General features: G+C 71.9%; 14 protein-coding genes, 2 pseudogenes and 1 riboswitch. Of the genes and pseudogenes, 1 reads left to right on the forward strand and 15 read right to left on the reverse strand.

From position 1 onward, the window contains the following. Window positions 1-88: 88 nt before the first annotated feature. The 9 genes and pseudogenes from QWM81_RS15430 to QWM81_RS15470 form a co-directional block, all read right to left on the reverse strand. Window positions 89-664: a GAF domain-containing protein gene (locus QWM81_RS15430; protein ID WP_290112546.1), complete on the reverse strand. Its 576-nt coding sequence runs from the start codon at window positions 662-664 to the stop codon at window positions 89-91. Next, window positions 661-1287 carry a GTP-binding protein gene (locus QWM81_RS15435; protein ID WP_290112547.1) on the reverse strand — a complete coding sequence of 209 codons (627 nt, stop codon included), beginning with the start codon at window positions 1285-1287 and terminating at the stop codon, window positions 661-663. Before QWM81_RS15435 ends, QWM81_RS15430 begins: the two co-directional genes overlap by 4 nt. Then, window positions 1265-1636: a DUF742 domain-containing protein gene (locus tag QWM81_RS15440; protein WP_290112548.1), complete on the reverse strand. Its 372-nt coding sequence runs from the start codon at window positions 1634-1636 to the stop codon at window positions 1265-1267. Before QWM81_RS15440 ends, QWM81_RS15435 begins: the two co-directional genes overlap by 23 nt. Before the next feature lie 3 nt (window positions 1637-1639). Next, a complete protein-coding gene (locus tag QWM81_RS15445; RefSeq protein WP_290112549.1) occupies window positions 1640-2077 on the reverse strand; it encodes a roadblock/LC7 domain-containing protein in 438 nt (145 codons plus the stop codon). A gap of 7 nt (window positions 2078-2084) precedes the next feature. After that, window positions 2085-3923 carry a sensor histidine kinase gene (locus QWM81_RS15450; RefSeq protein WP_290112550.1) on the reverse strand — a complete coding sequence of 613 codons (1839 nt, stop codon included), beginning with the start codon at window positions 3921-3923 and terminating at the stop codon, window positions 2085-2087. A 291-nt stretch (window positions 3924-4214) separates the two neighbouring features. Next, window positions 4215-5444, reverse strand: a complete 1230-nt coding sequence (locus QWM81_RS15455; RefSeq protein ID WP_290112551.1) for an MBL fold metallo-hydrolase — start codon at window positions 5442-5444, stop codon at window positions 4215-4217. A 333-nt stretch (window positions 5445-5777) separates the two neighbouring features. After that, window positions 5778-6572: an SGNH/GDSL hydrolase family protein gene (locus QWM81_RS15460; protein WP_290112552.1), complete on the reverse strand. Its 795-nt coding sequence runs from the start codon at window positions 6570-6572 to the stop codon at window positions 5778-5780. Between the two features lie 159 nt (window positions 6573-6731). After that, complete coding sequence (locus tag QWM81_RS15465) at window positions 6732-7649, reverse strand: M23 family metallopeptidase (RefSeq protein ID WP_290112553.1); 918 nt, start codon at window positions 7647-7649, stop codon at window positions 6732-6734. A 4-nt stretch (window positions 7650-7653) separates the two neighbouring features. Further along, window positions 7654-7815, reverse strand: a riboswitch (cyclic di-AMP (ydaO/yuaA leader). A 291-nt stretch (window positions 7816-8106) separates the two neighbouring features. After that, window positions 8107-10231 (reverse strand): annotated as a pseudogene (locus QWM81_RS15470) (alpha-galactosidase). A gap of 192 nt (window positions 10232-10423) precedes the next feature. Here QWM81_RS15470 and QWM81_RS15475 point away from each other — a divergent pair. Next, a complete protein-coding gene (locus QWM81_RS15475; RefSeq protein ID WP_290112554.1) occupies window positions 10424-11236 on the forward strand; it encodes a tyrosine-protein phosphatase in 813 nt (270 codons plus the stop codon). 22 nt (window positions 11237-11258) lie between these two features. Here the strand turns inward: QWM81_RS15475 and QWM81_RS15480 are convergent. The 6 genes and pseudogenes from QWM81_RS15480 to shc form a co-directional block, all read right to left on the reverse strand. Next, window positions 11259-11429: pseudogene (locus tag QWM81_RS15480) on the reverse strand (XRE family transcriptional regulator); the annotation flags it as partial. 3 nt (window positions 11430-11432) lie between these two features. After that, complete coding sequence (locus QWM81_RS15485) at window positions 11433-12818, reverse strand: aspartate aminotransferase family protein (RefSeq protein WP_290112555.1); 1386 nt, start codon at window positions 12816-12818, stop codon at window positions 11433-11435. Further along, window positions 12815-14695 carry a 1-deoxy-D-xylulose-5-phosphate synthase gene (dxs, locus tag QWM81_RS15490; protein ID WP_290112556.1) on the reverse strand — a complete coding sequence of 627 codons (1881 nt, stop codon included), beginning with the start codon at window positions 14693-14695 and terminating at the stop codon, window positions 12815-12817. Before dxs ends, QWM81_RS15485 begins: the two co-directional genes overlap by 4 nt. 126 nt (window positions 14696-14821) lie before the next feature. Then, window positions 14822-15844, reverse strand: a complete 1023-nt coding sequence (gene hpnH / locus QWM81_RS15495; RefSeq protein ID WP_290112557.1) for an adenosyl-hopene transferase HpnH — start codon at window positions 15842-15844, stop codon at window positions 14822-14824. A 5-nt stretch (window positions 15845-15849) separates the two neighbouring features. After that, a complete protein-coding gene (locus tag QWM81_RS15500; RefSeq protein ID WP_290112558.1) occupies window positions 15850-16506 on the reverse strand; it encodes a phosphorylase family protein in 657 nt (218 codons plus the stop codon). Beyond that, window positions 16506-18506, reverse strand: a complete 2001-nt coding sequence (gene shc, locus QWM81_RS15505) for a squalene--hopene cyclase (RefSeq protein WP_290112559.1) — start codon at window positions 18504-18506, stop codon at window positions 16506-16508. Before shc ends, QWM81_RS15500 begins: the two co-directional genes overlap by 1 nt. Window positions 18507-18519 lie beyond the last annotated feature (13 nt).

Raw genomic sequence — 18519 nt, forward strand, 5'->3', positions numbered from 1 at the left:
CGAGGGAGCGCGGGAGGCCCCCTCGGGGACCGTCACCAGGCCCGTGACGGACCACGGGTCGACAGACCACGGGTCGACGGACCACGGGTCACAGGCGGCCGTCCTCGCGGCGGTGGATCTGCTCCACCAGCTCGGCGGCGAGCGACTTGATCGTCTCCAGACCCGGCCGCCCCCATGGCCGCGGCTCGGTGTCGACCACACAGATGGTGCCCAGGGCCGTCCCCGTACGGTCGATGAGCGGTGCTCCGAGGTAGGAGCGGATGCCGATCTCGTCCACGACCGGATTCCCGGCGAACCTCGGATAGTCGCAGACGTCCTCCAGGACCAGCGCCTTGCGGCGTACGACCACATGGGGGCAGTAGCCGTGGTCGCGGGCCATGAAGCGGCCGACCCCACCGCTCCCCCCGGGAATCGTGACTTCCAGATCGGCGACGGCGTGGGTGCCGGTGGGGGTGTGCAGGCCGGCGAAGAACTGCCGGTTCTCGTCGATGAAGTTGACCATCGAGTACGGTGCGCCCGTCACCTTCGCCAGCTTCGCGGCGAACGCGTCGAAGGCGGGGTCGGGTCGCTCCCCGAGGCCGAGTTGGCGCAGCCGCCGCACACGCAGCGGGGCCTCCCGGTCGACGGGGGTGAGCAGCAGATGGCCGGTCGGGTCGTACGTCATGTCGGTACTCCGTAGCTCGGCGCCGGTGCCGGGGCCGGGTTGGTGTCCAGCAGGTACTGGACGAGGGTGACCAGGGTCTGGATCCCGGAGCTGGCGATCCGGGCGTCGCACAGGACGACCGGGACCTCCGGCTTGAGGTCGAGCGCGACCCTGACTTCTTCCGGTTCGTAGTGGTACGAGCCGTCGAACTCGTTCACGGCCACCAGGAACCGGATGCCGCGCCGCTCGAAGAAGTCCACCGCCGAGAACGACGCCTGGAGGCGCCGGGTGTCGGCGAGGACGACCGCTCCGAGGGCGCCCTCGGACAGCTCGTCCCACATGAACCAGAAGCGTTCCTGGCCGGGCGTGCCGAAGAGGTAGAGCACATGCCGGTCGTCGAGGCTGATCCGGCCGAAGTCCATGGCGACCGTGGTCGTGGTCTTCTGCTCCACGCCCTCCAGGCTGTCGGTGGCCGCGCTGACCGTGGTGAGCAACTCCTCCGTACTGAGCGGTGGGATCTCGCTGACCGCTCCCACGAAGGTCGTTTTGCCGACCCCGAAGCCGCCCGCGACAAGGATCTTCAGGGCGGTGGGGAAGATGTCGTCCTTCTCGGCTCGGTCCTCAGAGCCGTCGTCGTAGGCCATTGAGCACTGCCTCCAGCAAGGAACGGTCGGTGGGGTTGTCGTGCAGACGGGGCGCCCGCGCGGTCAGCGCCCCGCAGTCCACGAGGTCCGAGAGCAGCACTTTGGTGACCACCGCGGGCAGCCGTAAGTGCGCCGCGATCTCGGCCACCGAGGTCGGCCCGTCGCACAGCCCGAGGGCCAGCGTGTGCTCGGGGCCGAGGTGCGTCTGCGGCACCGTACCGGTGGCCATCACCAGGGAGAGCAGGTCCAGCGCCGCCGTCGGCCGGGTGCGGCCGCCGCTCACCGTGTACGGGCGGATGAGTCGGCCGGCCGCGTCGTCGAGCCAGGGCGCGTCGTGCCGGCGGGACACGGCTCAGCGCCCCGTGCCGCCGCCCGGTGCCGCCGCCGCGGTTCGGGGAGGCGTGACCAGGTAGGGCCGTACGCTCTTGACCAGCATCGTCATCTCGTACCCGAGGACCGCAGCGTCCGTCTCGCGGCCGGCGAGTACGGCCAGGCAGGTGCCGGTCCCGGCGGTGGAGACGAACAGCAGGGTGGAGTCGAGTTCGACGACCACCTGGCGGACCTCGCCGTCGTCACCGAAACGCGCGCCGGCGCTGCGGCCGAGCGAGTACAGGCCGGAGGCCAGGGCCGCCATGTGGTCGGCGCTGTCGGCGTCCAGGCCGTGTACGGATTTCACCAGGCCGTCCGAGGAGAGCAGAACCGCGCTGCGGGTGTACGGGACCCGCTGGACCAGGCCGGTGAGCAGCCAGTCGAGATCCGAGGAATGGCCGTTCGGCACATCGCTCGCCATGGTGCATCTACTCCTTGTGAGCTTCGTCGTGTCGCTGCGGTTCGGGGTGCGTGGTGTGCGGGGGGTGTTCCGGGTCGTGTGCGTACGGGGCGTCGCGGGCCGCCGGCATGGACTCGGCCAGGCCGATGCCACGCTGGAAGGCCGCCATGAGCCCCGGGTCGTGCAGGGCGTGGTCGTCGAACGCGCGTGGGACGGGCGCGTCCCGTAGCTGCGGGACGAGGTGCTCCTGCGCACGGCGCTTGGGCAGTTGGGGACGGTCCGCCGGAGGCTGGGGGCCGTCCGTGGGGGGCTGGGGGCCGTCCGCGGGTCGCTCGGCGGGCGGCTCGGTGCGCGGGTCCGGCCGGTCGGGCCGGTCGCCGCGTACGGGCAGGGGCGCGGTGCCGTCGTGGGCGGCCGCGGGGGTGGCGGGCCCGTCCGGTCCGTGGAGCGGCTGGTGCGGCATGACCGGCGGGGTGGTGGCCGCGTGGACCGGCTTGCGGCGCACGGGCTCGGGGACCGTCGCCTCGCCGGGGGTGTGCGGCGGCAGGGGGGTGGCGGAGCCGCTGGTGACGGAGTCGGCCCGGTGCCCGGTCTGGTGCTCGGTCTGCTGCTCGGAGGCGGAGTCCCGGTGGGGCTCGGGGCCGAGCAGCCCCTGTGGCACGACCAGCACGGCCTGGACGCCGCCGTAGATGTTGGACTGGAGGCGTACGGCGATGCCATGCCTGCGGGCCAGCGCCGAGACGACGAACAGCCCGATCCGGCCGTCCTGGAGCATATGGGCGACGTTGACCTGGTCGGGGTCGCAGAGCAGGGCGTTCATCTTGTTCTGCTCGGCGAGGGACATGCCCAGGCCCCGGTCCTCGACCTCCACGGCCAGCCCGGCCGTGACGTACTGGGCGCGCAGCAGCACCGAGGTGTGGGGTGCGGAGAACAGCGTGGCGTTCTCGACCAGTTCGGCCAGGAGGTGGATGACGTCGGCGACGGCGTGTCCGCGCAGGGTGCCCTCGATGGGCGGCACCAGTTTGACCCTCGGGTAGTGCTCGACCTCCGCGATGGCGGAGCGGAGCACCTCTGTCATGGTCACCGGGTTGGTCCACTGGCGGCGCGAGATGGCGCCGCCCAGTACGGCGAGGTTCTCGGCGTGCCGGCGGATGCGGGTGGCCAGGTGGTCGATGTGGAACAGGCCCTTGAGCAGCTCGGGGTCCTCGACCTCGTTCTCCAGCTCGTCCAGGAGCTGGATCTCGCGGTGGACGAGGGACTGCAGGCGGCGGGCCAGGTTGACGAAGACCTCGACCTTCTGCTCGTTGCCGACGCTGCTGGAGAGCCGGGACGCCTGGACGACGGCCGCCACGGCCGCCTCGTGGGACCGGCTCAGCTCCTCCGTCAGCAGGTGGAAGTCGTCCCCGCCCGAGGAGGGCGGCCGCGTGCCCTGGCGGGCGGGCGGCCGTTCGCCGCGGCGCAACTGCTCGACCAGGGCGCGCAGTTCGTTCTGGCCCCGCGCGGTGCCGCGGCGCAGGGCGTCGCACCGGTCCAGCACGGAGGTGGCCACCCGGTTGGCGCCGATCACGGCCGCGGCGACGGCGGCCGCGGTGAGCGCCGCCGAGCCGGTCAGCGCGGCCCACAGCTGGAGGGACGGGCGGGCACCGGTGGAGCGGATCGTGAACACCACGGCGGCCGCCCCGGCGATCGCGACCACGATGGCCGGCAGTACGGCGGCGCGCAGGAGTTGGGGACGTATACGGACCTCCGGGGGGGACGACGAGGAGCGCGACCTCCCCGGGTACGGCAGGGAACGGGCGCCTGGCCGGCCGTGCCGCCCGCCTTCACGGCGGTCCGGCCGCGCGGCGGGTGCGCGAAGTTGAGACATCAGCGTCCTTGGTACGTGGGGCCCCAGGAACAGGATTCGGCGTACAAAACGGATGTTCGGCATCAGTGCGCGCGGGCACACCATGTGTCCGATGAGCCCACCGTTGATCACCGGCCACACACGGTAGTCGCCAATCCGTCATGTGCGGTGCGCAGTTGACAAACTTGCCCGCTGAGCGTCCCGCTCTGGTATGAGGCCTCGCACGGCCGCCCGAAATCACCGCACGGCGACACGCCGTGTCACGGCGCGCGCCCCACCGCGCAGGCCGCGACGCGTTCTACGGGATCTCGCTCAGGCGGTGGGGGCGGCTTCCTGGGCGTCGTCGGACGCCCCGTCACCGCCGCGCGAGGCGGTGGTCTTCTCACCCACCAGGGGTGGGGCCGAGGCGGGGCGGCCGCCTGCCGGGACGTGTGCCACCTCACGCCACCACGGGGCGTCCGGCACGAATTCCGCGGTCGGCTCGAAGGGCTCGCCGGGGCGGGGCAGGGCTATCCGCGCGCCCGCGCCGGCCGCCGCCTCGACGGTGCCTTCGCCGGGTTCGGCCCACGGGTGCGGGGCCAGATTGAAGGTGGCCCAGTGGATGGGGAGCATCACGCCGGAGGGCCGGCCGCCCTGGAGGTCCAGGTGGGCGCGCATGCCTTCGGCCGGGGTCATGTGGATGTCCGGCCAGAACGCGCTGTACGCGCCGATCTGGATCATGGTGGCGTCGAACGGTCCGTACGCGGCGCCGATGTCGCGGAAGCCTTGGAAGTAGCCCGTGTCGCCGCTGTGGTAGATCCGGTGTTCGGGGCCGGCGACCACCCAGGAGGCCCACAGGGTGTGCTGCTGGTTGCGCAGGCCGCGGCCGCAGAAGTGGCGGGCGGGGGTGGCGGTGAGCCGCAGTCCGCCCACCTCCGTCGACTCGTTCCAGTCCAGTTCACGCAGCCGGGACGCGGGCACGCCCCAGCGCTCCAGGTGTGCGCCGACGCCGAGCGGCACCGCGAAGAGGGTGTCCGTGGAGGCGAGGGCACGGATGGCCGGAAGGTCGAGGTGGTCGTAGTGGTCGTGCGAGATCACCACGGTGTCGACCGGTCCGAGCGCGGCGAGCGGCACGGGGACGGGGTGCAGCCGCTTGGGCCCGGCGAAGGAGAAGGGCGAGCAGCGCTCGCCCCACACCGGGTCGAACAGGACGCGGTGGCCGTCGATCTCGGCGAGCACACTGGAGTGGCCCATCCAGGTGAGCCGCAGGCCGGAGGCCGGGGGCCGCGCGAGGTCGGCGGCGGTGCCGGGGTGGACGGGGATGGTGCCGGCCGGGGCGCGGAGGGCCCGCGACTCCTTCGCGAAGTAGGTCTTCGCGAACTGCACGGCCGAACCGGACGGCCGGTGCCTGGCCCCCACCGGGTTCTGGAACGCGCCGTTCGCGAAGTTCGGCGAGCGGCGGATCCGTTCCAGTCGCTCCCCCGTGGCGTCCGCGCCGAAGGCGGCGGGCCGCAGCGAGCGCAGTCGGGAACGGAGGGAGTGCGGGGAGTCGGCGCCGGTCACAGGGCCTCCAGTGGTGAGGGTCCCTCCATTATGGGCGGGGGGTATGACAGCGCGGCGGCCGCCCTGTGACGAGCGCGATGCCACCTCCCGGCGGCACGTTCATCCCTCATACGGGTGAAAAGTCGTCCACGACGACGCGCTCGGCCGGGGACGGAATCTGAGCGGCCGGACACAACCGGCGCGGCCACGGCCCTTCGGCAGCGCCGCGCGGCACCCCGCTCGGCGAACCCCGCCCGGCGAGCGGCGCTCCGGCGAGCGGCGCCACCACGGGCACCCCCCGCCGGCTCCGTACCCCGGCACCGATCCGCGCCCCTCCCCCTCCCCCCGAACGCCCTACAACGGCAGCAGATCCGGGCGCTTGGCCGAGACGTGGTCGCCGGACGATTGGCCGCGCAGCCGGCGGCCGATCCACGGGACCAGGTACTCGCGCGCCCACTGGATGTTGTCGCGGCGCACTTCGAGGGTGCCGCGCGGCGGCAGCGGCGGCCAGGCCTGGTCCGGGTCCGCGGGCACCTCCACGCCCAGCACCTGCCCGGCCCGGAGCGCGACGCGTGTGTGCCCCTCGGGTGACAGGTGCAGCCGGTCGCTGTCCCAGGCGCGCCTGTCCTGGACGGTCCTGAGCGACCACAGGTCCAGCACCGGGCAGCCGTAACGGTCGGCGATGGCGCGCACGTGCCCGTTGTACGTGGCGATCTTGCCGCGCAGGCGGCGCAGCACCGGCACGCCCCGGGTGTCGAACCCCGTGGTCACCAGCACCGTCCCGACCGCGGACCTCAGGTCGGCGACGGCCCGTTCGAAGCGTTGGGCGACGTCGTCGGGGTCGCTGCCGGGCCGGATGATGTCGTTGCCGCCCGCGCAGAAGGTCACCAGGTCGGGCGCCAGCTCCTTGGCGCGCGGGACCTGCTCCTCCACGATCTGGTCCAGCAGCCGCCCCCGCACGGCGAGGTTGGCGTACCGGAACTCCTGGTTCTCCGGTAGCCGGTCCGCCAGCAGCACCGCGAGGCGGTCCGCCCAGCCGACGAACGTTCCGTCGGGCCCAGGGTCTCCGACGCCCTCGGTGAAGCTGTCACCGATCGCCGCGTACGACCCGAATACGTCACTGTCTCTGAATGTCGAATCGTCTGCCACGGGAGCACATCTTTCACCCCGGGATGTGACTTACGCGACCGTAAGGAGGGGTTGACGGGCAGTGATGTTTGCCACCGGTCAAGATTGCCCCAAGCGCGGAATACGACTCCGCCCGGCGCCGAAAGGCGCCGGGCGGGGACGATGAACGTGGAAGGCGCGTCAGATGGAGACGCCGTGCTGGCGGAGGTACGCCAGCGGGTCGATGTCCGAGCCGTAGCTCGGGCTGGTGCGGATCTCGAAGTGCAGGTGCGGGCCGGTGGAGTTTCCGGTGGAGCCGGACAGGCCGATCTGCTGGCCGCCGCTGACGCTCTGGCCCGACGAGACGGAGAGCGAGGAAAGGTGGGCGTACTGCGAGTAGTTGCCGTCGGCGTGCTGGATGACGACCTCGTTGCCGTACGCGCCGCTCCAGCCGGCCGAGACGACGGTGCCGGGGCCCACTGCCTTGACGCTGCTGCCGGAGGAGGCCGCGAAGTCGACACCGGTGTGGTAACCGGAGGACCAGCTGGAGCCGGAGGCGCGGTAGGGGGTGGTGACGCCGGCGTCGACCGGGGCGGTGAATCCCGAGCCGCTGGTCTGCGCGGCGGGCTGCGCCGGGGCCTCGGCCTTGGCGGCGGAGCGGGAGGCGCGGGACTCGGTCCGGGTCTCCTCGGCCTTCGGCTTGGCGGGAGCCGCCTTCGCCGGGGCGGGCTTCGCCGTGGACTTGGCGCCGAGGGTGAGCTTCATGCCCGGCAGGATCAGGGACGGGTTCTCGCCGATGACCTGGCGGTTGTCCTGGTACAGCTTCTGCCAGCCGCCCTTGACGTTCTTGTTGCGGGCGATCTTGGAGAGGTAGTCACCCGCGACCACGGTGTACGTGCGGGGCGCGGCCTTGGCGGCCGCGGCGGAAGGGGCGGCCTTGGCGGCGGCGGTGACGGCCTGCTGCGGGGCGGCGGCCGGGGCTGCGCTCTGCTCCGCGGCGTGCGCGCCGGTGGCGCCGAGCAGCGGGAGGGCGATGGCGGCGCCACCCGTGCCGGCGGCGACGAAACCGCGGGCGATCGAGCTGGACTTGGGACGGCGGTGCTTACCCTTCGCGGGCATGGCGAATTCCTCTCCGGCGCCTGCGAGGTGAGCTGTCGGGTTCGGGCTGGAGTTGCCCGGCCGCGCCATTGGCGCGACTTCACCCCAAGCCGGTCCCGGAATTCCGGTGCCGGCGTACTACCTGGGTCCCCCGCTCCTGCCACACGTGGGTGGGTGCGAATTCCGACCGGCGGCAGGATTCGGCGGTCCGGCCGGATTGCCGTGACCGTAAACGAGCCGGGTCGGCGGGAACAAGCCGCTCTTTTCCTCCGGGCATTACCAACCGCCCGGCCGCCCGGCAATTCCGGTCACCCTCCGTGGATTCCGGATCATGAATTCCCGTTCCGCGCAAGGAATTTACGAACAGCGCTCCGCCACGGACGGTCACGGTTATGACGCTGCTCACGTGACGCCGCCCATCTCCCCTACGACCGGGGCACGTTATACCTAATCCCTCAATACGGACAGAACCGTCAGATCAGTCAATGGCTGATGAGCCCTCCGCGTGCCGCCGCCTGCGCAGCCGGATGACGGTGGCATCGAGGTCTCCGCGCAGCCTGGTGGACAAACCATGGTGAAGCAGGACAGAACCGCGATATGACGCCGCACTGTCCAGGCACTCGTACACCCCATGGGGGTCGAGCCCCCGCAGCCGTACGGCCGGCGCCGGCTCGCCGTAGTGCTGCGCCTGGAGCCAGGCGAGGACGACGACGTCGTCGCCGCGCGCATACTGAACCGCGCTCAGCCCGCCCTCCGGAGCCCGCAGCCGGTACAGCTCGCCGAGCTGCACCACCGGCCTGATCTCCTTGTAGAGATCCACCCAGCGACGCGCCTCCGCCAGCTCCTCCTCGCTCCACCGGGCCAGGTCACCGCCCACCCCCAGCACGCCCGCCATGGCGCTGACGAAGCGGAAACGCAGCGTGCTCACTCGGCCGTTGAAGCCATGGGGGCTGTCGGTGACCCAGGCCGCCATGACCCGGGCCGGGTGCAGCTGGCTGAAGCCGTGCTGGATGGCGAGCCGGTCCAGCGGGTCGGTGTTGTCGGACGTCCACACCTGGTCGGTGCGGGAGAGGATGCCCAGGTCGATCCGGCCGCCCCCGCCCGAGCAGGACTCGAACGCGACGCCCGGGTGCGCGGCCCGCAGCCGGTCGAGCAGCGCGTAGAGCGCCCGCACGTGGTCGACCCACAGCCTCTGCGGATACGCTTCGCCCGGCCAGCCGGCGTCAGTGAAGCAGCGGTTGAAGTCCCACTTCACATAGTCGATGGGCGCCGACGACAACAGCGCGTCCAACCGCTCCCACAGGTACTGCTGAACGTCCGGCCTGGCGAGGTTCAGCACCAGCTGATTGCGGAACTCTGTCCTGGTACGTCCCGTTTGGTGCTGCACCCAGTCCGGGTGCGCCCGGTACAGGTCGCTGTCGGGGTTGACCATCTCGGGCTCCACCCAGATCCCGAACCGCATCCCCAGCCCGTGCACCTCGTCGGCCAGCGGCTTCAGCCCGTGCGGGAACCGGTCGGGGTTGGGCGTCCAGTCGCCGAGCCCGGCCCGGTCACTGGTGCGGCGGCCGAACCACGCGTCGTCCACGACGAACAGCTCGACACCCACGCGGGCCGCCCGCCGGGCGAGCGCCCGCTGCTGCTCCTCCGAGACGTCGAACTCGGTCGCCTCCCAGGAGTTGTAGAGCACCGGCCGCACCTGCTCCGCGTCCGGGACCACCCGCGCGAGCTGCCAGGCGTGCCACACCCTGCTCGCCCCACCGAATCCGCCCGCGTTCCACAGCCCGGCGCATACCGGCGAGGTGTACGAATCCCCTGGCGCGAGGCGCAGCAGACCCGAGTCGTCGTGTCCGGCCCCGCCGGTGATCTGCACCAGCCCGTCGGGTAGTCGCTGTACGGCGATACGCCACGACCCGGACCAGGCGAGCGCGCAGCCGTACACCTCCCCGTACTCCTCGGTGGCCCCCTCGGCGTCGAGCGCGACCCACGGGAGGTGCTGGTGCCCGGTGTGGCCGCGCCGCGAGCCGATGACCGTCTCGCCGTACGCCAGCGGGGAGCGCACCAGCCGGGACTCGGCCGCCCACCGCCCGTGCAGCTGCGACAGCCGCCACGCGTCACGCGCGGGCAGCGTCCACGCGGCGGCGTCCGCCCGCAGCAGCTCCAGCGCGGGCCCCTGCCCCCGGTGAGCCGCGGTGACCCAGCGCTCGATCACGTCGGAGTCGTCCCGCATCCGGTAGTGCAGGGTCAGCGTGAGGGGACCGTCGAGGAACCGCAGCCGCAGCTCGTCCCCCCTCCGCCGCCCAGTCGCCGAAGGCCCATTCCGTGCCGCGCGCCTCTTCCGTGCGTACGGAGAGAGCCGGCCGTACGAAGCGGGGGCCGCCCTCGACCGGATACTCCTCCCGCCCGTCGATCGGTGCCTCGAACGGCCAGTACGGCGGGGCGGGCCGGTCGGCGAGCGCCTGGGCGTCGGCGGCCGTGATGCGCGGGCCCCAGTGCAGATGCAGCAGCTCGTCCGCGTCCGTAAGGCGCAGGGCATAGCTGCTGGTCGCCCCGGAGAGCAGCCAGATCCGCGCCCGGCCCTCGCCGCCGCCCACCGTCTCGATCATCCGAACTCCCCAATTCCGCACAGCAACGAACACTTCTGCACATCATCAGCGCTGATCACGGCAGAGGCAACGACGGCCACCTACGGATGTGCGATCCGCACGAGGATGACTGCCCGTCGAACCGATGTCGTATCGTCGGACCGGCGACATCGTCGGCGGCCGGCGCCGACGCCCAGACGCGGAGGAGCCCCCGTGACGCAGCAGCTGCCGCAGGTCCCGTCGACCGAGCCCGAACTGACGGGAGTGCGCAACTTCCGTGACGTGGGCGGGCTTCCGACGGTGGACGGCCGGCGGGTGCGCCACGGCGTCCTCTACCGCAGCGGTCACCTCGCGCACGCCACCGGCGAGGACGCGGCGTTCCTGGCGGCCCTCGGGCTGCACACGATCTTCGACTTCCGCAACGCCGCCGACCAGAAGCTCGAAGGCCCGGACATCGCCCTGCCCGGCGTACGCAATGTGAACATCCCGCTCACCGACCCGACCGACGGGGCCGAGTTCTGGCGGATGGTCCGTGACGGCGACATCGACCAGCTGCGCGAGATCCTGGCGGACGGGCAGGCGGCGGCGCGGATGTCGGACTCGTACCGCATGATCATCAAGGAGCGCACGGCCGAGCACAGCCGGGTGCTCCACGCCCTCGCCGAGGACAGCGTCCCCGCGCTGATGCACTGCGCGGCGGGCAAGGACCGGGCGGGACTGTCCATTGCGGTGACGCTGCTGGCCCTCGGCGTCGAGCGCGAGGCGATCGAGGAGGACTACCTGAAGTCCAACGCACCGAGCCGCCGCTACAAGGTGCACCGCAGCGACAACTCCCCCGCCGGTATGTCGCCCGAGGTGATGGAGCTGCTCAGCCCCCTCTTCGACGCGCGCCTGGACTACCTGTCGACGGCCTTCACGACGATCGAGGAGACCTGGGGGTCGACCGACCGCTACCTGAGCGAGGGGCTGAACCTCAGCCCCGAGACCCGGGAGCGACTGCGCGAGCGCCTCCTCGACGAGGGCTGAGCCCTCACCCCGGGCCGAGCGTACGGACGGTCGGGGCCTCGCCCAGCGGCTCGGAGACGGTCCGGCCGTAGACGCGGGCGAGCCCGAGCGGCATCGGCGGCGAGGGCCGGCGCCGCCCGGCGCGCTGGGCGGCGGCCTCCAGGGTGAGTCCCGGGCGCCGCCGCGCACGCGGCTGCGCGCCCGAGAAGCACAAGCCTCAGCGGTTGGCGACGGCCTGCTTCACCAGCGTCCGGCCGAAGTCCCAGATCAGGCCGCCACCGCTGTGCGCCTCGTCCATGACGGCCGTGAACGCCTCCACGAACCGGTCGACCTCCCGCTCACCGATGATCAGCGGCGGGATCAGCTTGATGACCTCCAGCCGGTCGCCGGACACCTGGGTGAGGATGCGGTGCCGTTGCAGCAGCGGCACCACGACCATCTGCGCGAACAGTCCCTTGCGGGCGGCCTGGAGCATCGCCCAGCGGCTGCGCAGGCCGAGCGAGGACGGGCGGCCGAACTCGATGCCGATCATCAGACCGCGCCCACGCACCTCGTACAGCATCTCGTAGCGGTCGACGAGCGCCGCGAGCCGGGACTTCAGCAGCTCCCCGGTCCGCCGGGCGTTCGCCACGAGCTCCTCGTCCTCCAGCACGGACAGGACCGCCAGGCCCGCCGCCATGGCCTGGGCGTTCGACCCGAAGCTGGCCGAGTGGACGAGCACCCGGTCCATCGAGGAGTACACCTTTTGGAAGATCCAGTCCTTGCCGAGGGTGGCGCCGACGGGCACATAGCCGCCGGACAGCGCCTTGGCGACGCAGACCAGGTCCGGTTCCACACCGGTCTCGTGCTGGTAGCCGTAGAAGTCACCGGTCCTGCCGAGGCCGGTCTGCACCTCGTCGGCGATCAGCAGCGCCTTGTGCCGGCGGAGCAGCTGCTGTGCGGCGGGCAGGAAGCCGGGCGGCGCCTCGTGGACGCCCTTGCCCTGGATGGGCTCCACGATGAGGCCCGCCACATCGCCCCGCCTCAGCTCCCGCTCCAGGGCGGTCAGGTCGCCCAGCTCGATGGCGGTGTCGGGCAGCAGGGGCTCGAACCCGTCGCGGAAGCAGCTCTCGCCGTTGACCGACAGGGACCCGGTGGTCAGCCCGTGGAAGGCGTGCGCGCAGTACAGGACGCGGCGCTTGCCGGTCGCGTACCGGGCGAACTTCAGCGCGGTCTCGACCGCCTCCGTACCGCTGTTGGAGAAGAACACGCGGTCCAGATGGGGCGAGTGGGACAGCAGCTTCTCGGCGAGCAGCCCGGGCAGCGGCGGGCAGTCGAAGCGGGTGAGGTCGGGCAGGGAGGCATCGAGGACGTCGTGCAGCGCCTTGCCTACGACGGGGTGGTGCCGGCCGAGCCCCATCACGCCGAAGCCGGCGAGCATGTCGAGGTAGTCGTTGTCGTCGGCGTCCCAGAAGTAGGCGCCCTCGGCGCGCTGGTAGACCTTGTCGAAGCCGATCGTGTGCAGCATGCGCGGCAGTTGGTGGTTGAGGTGGCGGGCGTGCAGGTCGTAGCCTTCCGCGCCCCGGTCGGCGAGCAGCCCCGCCAGATCGAACTTCTTGCTCATGTCTCGTTCTCCTTGCGTGCCAGCGCCGCGCTGATCCGCCCCGCGATCTCCACCGGGGTGAGCCCGATGTCCGCCAGCACCTCACCGCGCTTGGCGTGGGGCAGGAACTGTTCCGGGACGCCGAACGTCCTCAGCGGTACGTCCGTCCCGGCGTCCCGCAGCGCCTGCCCCACCGCCCAGCCGACGCCCCCGCTGCGGCTGTTGTCCTCGACGACCGCGACGAGCCGGTGACCGCCGGCCAGTGGGGCGAGCTGCTCGTCGACGGGCTTGACCCAGCGCGGGTCGACGACGGTGCAGCGGACGCCGCGCTCCGCCAGCAGCTCGGCCGTCCGGAGGCAGACCGGCGCCATGACGCCGATGGCCACCAGCAGGACGTCGGGGTCGTCGGCCCGGTGCAGGACTTCCATGCCACCGACGCGCCCGACAGCGGGGACGGGCTGCCCCACCGCCTCCTTGGGGAAGCGCAGCACGGTCGGCGCGTCGGCCACGTCGACCGCCTCGCGCAGCTGGGCACGCAGTTGCCCGGCGTCGCGCGGCGCGGCGATCCGCAGGCCGGGCACGACCTGGAGCACGGACAGGTCCCACACGCCGTTGTGCGAGGGGCCGTCGGTGCCGGTCACGCCCGCCCGGTCGAGGACGAAGGTGACGCCGCACCTGTGCAGGGCGATGTCCATCAGCAGCTGGTCGAAGGCGCGGTTGAGGAAGGTGGCGTAGACGGCGACGACCGGGTGGAGCCCGGCGGTGGCGAGCCCGGCCGCGCAGACGGCGGCGTGCTGCTCGGCGATCCCGACGTCCCACACCCGGTCGGGGAACCGCTCGGCGAACTTCGCCAGCCCCACCGGCTGGAGCATCGCCGCCGTCAGCGCCACGACGTCCGGCCGCTCCGCGCCGATCGCGGCGATCTCGTCACCGAAGACGGACGTCCAGGAGGGTCCGCCCACGGGGGCGAGCGGCTCGGCGGTCAGCGGATCCATCGCGCCCACCGCGTGGAACCGGTCGGCCTCGTCCTCCAGCGCCAGCGGGTAGCCGCGCCCCTTCTCGGTCAGGCAGTGCACCAGTACGGGGCCGTGGAACCGCTTGGCGCGGCGCAGCGCCGACTCGACGGCCGTGATGTCGTGCCCGTCGATGGGCCCGACGTACTTCAGACCCAGGTCTTCGAACATGCCCTGCGGGGCGATGAAGTCCTTGAACCCCTTCTTCGCGCCGTGCAGCGACCCGTACAGCGGCGGTCCGATGACAGGGGTGTGCTGGAGCACCTCCTTGCCCCAGGCCAGGAAGCGTTCGTAGCCGTCGGTGGTACGGAGGGTGGCGAGGTGGTTGGCGAGGCCGCCGATCGTCGGGGCGTAGGAGCGCTCGTTGTCGTTGACGACGATGATGAGGGGGCGGTCCTTGGCGGCGGCGATGTTGTTGAGCGCTTCCCACGCCATGCCGCCGGTCAGCGCGCCGTCGCCGATGACGGCGACGACATGGTCACTCCCGCCGAGCAGGTCGCGTGCTTTGGCGAGGCCGTCCGCCCAGCCCAGCACGGTGGAGGCGTGGGAGTTCTCGATGACGTCGTGCTCGGACTCCTCGCGGCAGGGGTAACCGGACAGGCCGCCCTTGCCGCGCAGCTTGGAGAAGTCCTGCCGGCCGGTGAGCAGTTTGTGTACGTAGGACTGGTGGCCGGTGTCCCACAGGATGCGGTCGACGGGCGAGTCGAACACCCGGTGCAGGGCGACGGTGAGCTCCACGACGCCCAGGTTGGGGCCGAGATGGCCGCCGGTCCTGGCGACCGCCTGGATGAGGAACTGCCTGATCTCCTCGGCGAGTTCACCGGCCTGTGCGCTGTCCAGTGCCTTGAGGTCGCGCGGCCCCCGGATGTTCTCCAGCAACGTCACGCTCGGACCCCTCTCTGATCCGGTTCGGCCGGCGGCCACGGCGGGCGGCCCCGGGGGGACCGCGGCGCCCGCCATGGTGGCGGCCATCTTCATCGCCTGTGGGATGAGGCTTGCCGCGCCCTCACCTCACCCGTGGCTCCCCGAGACGGTCTCGCGGGCGGCGCGCAGGGACTCCTTCAGCGAGCCCATGGTGGCGAGGACGGCGGTGGGCTCGTAGCCGCAGTGCGCCATGCAGTTGGCGCAGCGCGGGTCCTTGCCGCGGCCGTACTTGCTCCAGTCGGTCTCCTCGATGAGCTGGCGATAGGTGGGGACATAGCCGTCGGCCATCAGGTAGCAGGGCCGCTGCCAGCCGAAGAGCGAGTAGTTCGGGATCGCCCAGGCGGTGCACGGGAAGTCCGCCTTGCCTTCCAGGAAGTCCAGGAAGAGGGGCGAGTGGTTCAGCCGCCAGCGCCGCCGGTTGCCGCCCGCGAAGGCCTTCCGGAACAGTTCGCGGGTCTGCTCGACCCCCAGGAAGTGCTCCTGGTCGGGCGCCTTCTCGTAGGCGTACGCGGGAGAGATCATCATCTCGTCGACCTTCAGGTCGTCGTTGAGGAAGTTGAGCACCTCGATGACGGTCTGCGGGGTGTCGGTATTGAAGAAGGTGGAGTTGGTGGTGACCCGGAAGCCGCGCCGCTTGGCCTCCTTGATGGCCTCCACCGCCTCGTCGAACACGCCCTCCTTGGCGACCGACTCGTCGTGGCGCTCGCGCAGCCCGTCGATGTGCACGGCGAAGGCGAAGTACGGCGACGGCCTGAAGTCCTCGATCTTCTTGCGCAGCAGCAGGGCGTTGGTGCAGAGGAAGACGTACTTCCGCTTGGCCACCAGCTGCCGGACGATCTCGTGGATCTGCGGATGCATCAGCGGTTCGCCGCCCGCGATGGACACCATCGGCGCACCGGACTCCAGGACCGCCCCGACCGCCTGGGCGACCGGCATGCGCTGCTTCAGGACCCCGGCCGGGTGCTGGATCTTCCCACAGCCCTCGCATTTCAGGTTGCACGCGTAGAGCGGTTCCAGCTCGACGATGAGCGGGAACTTCTCACGCTTGCGGAGCTTCTGTTCGAAGAGATACGTCCCTACCCGGATGGTCTGGCGAAGCGGCATGGCCATCTGGCTCACCTCCTGGGGAGCAGCAAAGAACGGTGCCAGTCAAAAAAGGCGGGCAATACACAACGAAGAACGCGGAAAGCTGATATTCCCCCGCGCACCGTGCCAATCCGGACGAGCTCATGCTCGGGAGCGTCCACGACCACTCGTACGGCCGCAACCGGGCGGACACCGGCGCTCAGCGCGCTGTGGAGCGTGGCGGCGGACTCCATGTCGACCGCGATCGCGCCCGTCGCCCTCAGCTCGGTCCGCCCCTGGCCCCGTACGACATGGTCGGAGCCGGTCAGCGGGCCGGTGTGGACGGTGCGCCCGGGCACCGCCCGCTCCAGCGCCTCCACCAGTGTCCGCGCGCCCGTGCACACCGTGGAGCCCTGCGGGCCGCGTGTCTCATGGGCGACCACCAGGTCCCCGGGGTGCATCCCCGGGGCGAGCCCCGCGCAGAACCCCGAGGCGACGACCGCGGCGCCCCGCAGCGGCCCGTCCCCGAGCGCCCGCGCCACGGCCCGCTGGGCGTTCGCCGGACCCATGCCCGTACGCAGGACGGTCACCGGGCCGGACGCACCGCCGTGGCGGCGGCCGCTGCGCAGGGCGAGCTGCTCGATGCCGAGCGCGCACGCGATGAGCAGCGGCGCCTGGGAACCGGACGGCTCCGGTTCCGCCGCCATCAGCCCTCCCCGCCGGTGCGGCCGAGGGAGGGTTCGCCGTTGACGTACCGGCCCAGCGCGGTCAGCGGGAACACCTGCCGGTACAGGTGGTAGTTGATGGAGAAGTCCCACGGGAAGCCGGTGCCGGTGAAGTACGGCTCGTCCCAGGAGCCGTCCTCGGCCTGCGTCCCGGCGAGCCAGCCGATCCCGCGCTCCACCGCCCTCGACTCCCGCTCCCCCGCCGCCAGCAGCGCCATCAGCGCCCACGCGGTCTGCGAGGCGGTGGAGGCGCCGTGCCCGATCCACTCCTGTTCGCGGTACGAGCGCAGGTCCTCGCCCCAGCCCCCGTCCTCGTTCTGGACGGACTCCAGCCAGGCGACGGCGCGCCGGATCGCGGGGTGCGAGGCGGGCAGCCCGGCCGCAATCAGCGCGGGCACCACCGACCCCGTCCCGTACACGTAGTTGACGCCCCAGCGGCCGAACCAGGCGCCGTTGGCCTCTTGTTCGGCGAGCAGCCACTCGACTCCCTTGCGGGTACGGGTGTGATGGGCCTTGCCCTCGTACGCCAGCATCTCCACCACGTGCGCGGTGACGTCGGCGGACGGCGGGTCGATGACCTCGCCGAAGTCGCAGAACGGCAGCAGGTTGGGCAGGTGGCTGGTGTTGTCGGCGTCGAAGGCGCCCCAGCCCCCGTCGGCCGACTGCATGCCGGCGGTCCAGCGGGCCCCGCGCCGGATGGCCGCCTCGACCTGCTCGGGGTGCGGGTGCGTGACGCGGCGCAGCGCGAGGATGACCTCGGCGGTGTCGTCGATGTCCGGGTAGTTGTCGTTGTGGAACTCGAACGCCCAGCCGCCGGGCGGGAGTCCGGGCCTGCGTACGGCCCAGTCCCCCGGGCGTACGATCTCCTCGCCCAGCATCCAGTCGGCGGCCTTGACGAGTGCCGGGTGGTCGGGGCGCAGCCCGGCGTCGGCCAGCGCGATGGTGGCCAGACAGGTGTCCCAGACGGGTGACTGGCAGGCCTCGATCATCCGGGCGCCGTCGTCGCGCCAGACGGCGAACCGGTCGAGCGACTCCAGGCCCGCGCGCATCACCGGGTGCTCCAGGTCGTAGCCGAGCAGGTGGAGCGCGATCAGCGAGTAGACGGCCGGTGGCTGGATGCCGCCCCAGCAGCCGTCGTTCTCCTGCCGCTCGATGATCCAGCGGGCGGCGCTGTTCATCGCGGCCCGGCGCAGCGGGCCCGGCGCGACCTTGTGGTAGGCGTGCAGGGCCCTGTCGAGCCGCTGGAAGAGGCCCTCCCAACTGGACGCCGGGGCCGACGGCTTGACCGGGTTGGGCACGCGCGGGTCGGTGTGCAGCTCGTCCAGCGTGAACGGCGCGGGGCGGACGGGCCGCTTGGCGGAGACGACGGTGAGCGGCACGATGGTCTGCCGGGCCCAGCAGCCGAAGTCGTAGATGTTGAGCGGGAACCACTTCGGCAGGAAGATCATCTCGGGCGGCAGCTCGGGCAGGTCGTCCCACTTCCACCAGCCGAACAGCGCCAGCCAGATCCGGGTGAAGACGCGGGCGGCGGCGATGCCGCCCCGTTCCCTGATCCAGGCGGCGGCCCGGGCCATGTGCGGCGCGCCGGGCCCGTCGCCGGCCAGGCGCAGCGCGACGTACGCCTCGATGGTGGCGGACAGGTCACCGGGCCCGCCGTAGAACGTGGCCCAGGTGCCGTCCTCGCGCTGCTCGCCGCGGATGAACAGCGCGGCGGCACGGGTGGTGCTCTCGTCCTGGATGCCGAGGAACTGGCGCAGCAGGAGGTCCTCGGCGTCCATGGTGACGTTGGTCTCCAGGTCGCCCTTCCACCAGCCCTCGGCGTCCTGCCTGCCGAGGAGGTACTGGACGGAGCGTTCGGCGGCCCGCGCGGCGGCTTCCGCCACCTCGCTCGCCGCGAAGGTCGTGGTGGCGGTGGCGGTTTCGGTGGCCGAGGGGGCTCGGGGCTCCAGGGCCCCGGTGCTTCCGTCGGTCGTCGCTGTCATGGCTTCCCCTTCG

Origin of the sequence: Streptomyces ficellus (assembly GCF_030406405.1) — a bacterium.
GTDB lineage: Bacteria > Actinomycetota > Actinomycetes > Streptomycetales > Streptomycetaceae > Streptomyces > Streptomyces ficellus_B.

Excerpts from the sequence above, each read along its gene's own strand:
- QWM81_RS15435 (WP_290112547.1), bottom strand. The coding sequence starts at position 1,287 with ATGGCCTACGACGACGGCTCTGAGGACCGAGCCGAGAAGGACGACATC.
- QWM81_RS15465 (WP_290112553.1), bottom strand. The coding sequence starts at position 7,649 with ATGCCCGCGAAGGGTAAGCACCGCCGTCCCAAGTCCAGCTCGATCGCC.
- QWM81_RS15445 (WP_290112549.1), bottom strand. The coding sequence starts at position 2,077 with ATGGCGAGCGATGTGCCGAACGGCCATTCCTCGGATCTCGACTGGCTG.
- QWM81_RS15500 (WP_290112558.1), bottom strand. The coding sequence starts at position 16,506 with ATGGCGGCGGAACCGGAGCCGTCCGGTTCCCAGGCGCCGCTGCTCATC.
- QWM81_RS15450 (WP_290112550.1), bottom strand. The coding sequence starts at position 3,923 with ATGTCTCAACTTCGCGCACCCGCCGCGCGGCCGGACCGCCGTGAAGGC.
- QWM81_RS15485 (WP_290112555.1), bottom strand. The coding sequence starts at position 12,818 with ATGAGCAAGAAGTTCGATCTGGCGGGGCTGCTCGCCGACCGGGGCGCG.
- hpnH (WP_290112557.1), bottom strand. The coding sequence starts at position 15,844 with ATGGCCATGCCGCTTCGCCAGACCATCCGGGTAGGGACGTATCTCTTC.
- shc (WP_290112559.1), bottom strand. The coding sequence starts at position 18,506 with ATGACAGCGACGACCGACGGAAGCACCGGGGCCCTGGAGCCCCGAGCC.
- QWM81_RS15430 (WP_290112546.1), bottom strand. The coding sequence starts at position 664 with ATGACGTACGACCCGACCGGCCATCTGCTGCTCACCCCCGTCGACCGG.